This is a genomic window from Halonatronum saccharophilum DSM 13868 (genome assembly GCF_000517025.1).
Taxonomy (GTDB): domain Bacteria; phylum Bacillota; class Halanaerobiia; order Halobacteroidales; family Halobacteroidaceae; genus Halonatronum; species Halonatronum saccharophilum.
Genome location: NZ_KI912094.1, coordinates 43,339 through 45,753 on the forward strand (window position 1 = coordinate 43,339; position 2,415 = coordinate 45,753).

Annotated in this window: 2 protein-coding genes; one reads left to right on the forward strand and one right to left on the reverse strand. The window is 31.2% G+C overall.

Annotated elements, in window-relative coordinates; genetic code table 11:
* Positions 1-1,070, reverse strand: a 1,070-nt coding sequence (locus HALSAC_RS14955; RefSeq protein WP_035571249.1) for an IS110 family RNA-guided transposase, incomplete at its 3' end; no start/stop codon positions are given.
* 430 nt (positions 1,071-1,500) lie between these two features.
* On the opposite strand from HALSAC_RS14955, the gene HALSAC_RS0103655 reads away from it, so the two are divergent.
* Positions 1,501-2,415 (forward strand): IS110 family RNA-guided transposase (locus tag HALSAC_RS0103655; protein ID WP_027339120.1); only part of this gene is annotated, 915 nt, incomplete at its 3' end.

A 2,415-nucleotide genomic window follows, 5' to 3' on the forward strand; every position in this document is an offset into this window, starting at 1 on the left:
TTTTTAACTGAATTGGCAGCTTGTATCAAGTAATATCTGAGATATTTATTACCATATTTACTCATACCAGTTTCATCACTTTTGTAGTCATTAGATTGCTTATGATTCCAAACTAAGCCAGCGTATTTAGCTAGTTTAGCTTCATCAGTAAAATTCGATATATTGCCAATTTCAGCAATTATACCGGAAGTGAAGATTGGTCCAATACCAGGTATAGAATCTAGAGTCTGTTGAAACTTAGAGACTTCACGCTCAATAGCTTTATTGACACGTTTTAAACTACTTTTTAAAGCTTTAATTGTATCTAAAGATGTCTCTAAAGTTAGATTAACAGCATCTTGAATATCACGGTCAATATTATAGCAATTACGTGCAATTCTTTTGATTTCTTTAGCGTAGCCTTCGGGATCAGAAAATCTATTTTTACCTTTTTCAACTAAGAAATCAATTAATTCTTGAATAGAAAGGTCAGCAATTTCTTCAACGTCAAATTCAGTGAATAAAGCCACAGAAGTAGCACCGAAGGTGTTGGAAAAAGGCAATTTTTTATATTCACTAAATTTAAGAAATAGGTTGGAAATGAAGTAATTCATTTCTCGCCTAAGATTTTCAGCAAGATGAAATCTTGTTCTTGTGAGCCTTTTAAGAGGTTCATATTCATTAAAAGGCGTATACTCTTCTGGGAGTCGTCCAAAACGTAGTTTGTCAGCAATGATAAAAGCATCATATTTATCAGTTTTGCTTTTATCAGAATATGCATCTTTGAAATTCTTAATTATTTTAGCATTTAATTGATAAACTTTAACATCATAATCTGCAAGTAATTGATTGTAAGCGATAAAATTTAGCAGATGAAAATGATAGTTAGAAGTAGCTTCAACACCAAAAATTAATGCACTTAAGTTATTAGTTTCTAGATGTTTAAGAATAAGTTTAACTAGCTTATTTGCTCCTGATTTATTATTATCAAAACACTTGGTATCAAGCTTAGTACCATCGCCAAGTAAGAAGCAAAAATAATTATTATCAGAGCTGACATCACAACCTACGTATAAAGTATTATTATTCATAATTAAAACCTCCCAGAGAATTTGAATTAGTTAAGTAAGTGGGCTAGACTCCCTAGTTTTCATACCCACTTCATCCTCGCTTCTATTAGAGATGAAGTCTAAGTGTTTTAAATGAGACTAACCTGCTGCATTTAGTCTCACACTTAAACACTCTCACGGTAGGGGTAAGAAGTTAAAGCACGAAACTAGAAGTAACAGACTTTAAATAGCAGTCAAGCTGCACGGAGTGTTAGTTATTTACCCAACCTAATAATATAAGTCTAGAAAGTTTTAGCCCAAAAATCAAGATTAAAAATTAAATATCTTAATAATATTATACGAGGAGCATTCCTGTAATAAATAAATATCTAGATAGACAAAAAGAGCACCTCCTTGATATAATACGGGGTATCTAATAAAGATCCCTAAATAAAAAGGAGGCACTCATAAAATGAATTATAATCGAAATCGTAAAATAATGCAAGTCAAAGAGTCAACTTTAGTAATAGGAGTTGATATTGCTAAGAAAAAACATGTTGTAAGAGCTCAAGATTATCGTGGTATTGAATATGGAAAAGCTTTAGCTTTTCAAAATTCAGAAGAAGGGTTTAATGAATTTTTAAAATGGATGTTAAAATTAAAAGATAAGCATGAAAAAGAAGATATAATAGTTGGAATGGAACCAACAGGACATTATTGGTTGAACTTAGCTCAACTTTTGAGAGAAAAGAAAATAAAAATAGTATTAGTAAATCCAAGTCACACGAAAAAAAGTAAAGAATTAGATGATAATTCCCCAACCAAGAATGATAAGAAAGACGCTAAAGTAATAGCTCAACTGGTTAAAGATGGACGTTATTCAGAGCCTAATATACCAGTTGGTGTTTATGCTAATATTCGTGTAGCAATGACTCATATGGAGAGATTAAATAAAGATTTACAACGAGTAATAGGAAAGATACATCAGTTTATAGATAAGTATTTTCCTGAATATTTAACAGTGTTTAAAGGTTGGGATGGAAAGGCGTCTTTAGTTACACTAAAGACATTTCCTTTACCGTCTGAAATAATAGAAATGAAACCAGAAGAAATAGTTTTAACTTGGAAGACAGAAGTTAAAAGAGCAGTTGGAATAAAACGAGCCAAAAAGCTTATAAAAGCTGCTGAAAATTCAATAGGGCTGACTGAAGGAATTGAAATAGCAAAGTTTGAATTAAATTATTTCTTGAATCAATATGAAATCATAACGAGTCAGATAAAGCAATTAACTATCAAGCTAGAAAACTTACTAAAGAAAGTGCCGGGTACTGAAGCAATGTTAAGTATTAAAGGGGTTGGAATAAAGACAGTAGCAGGATTTGTATCA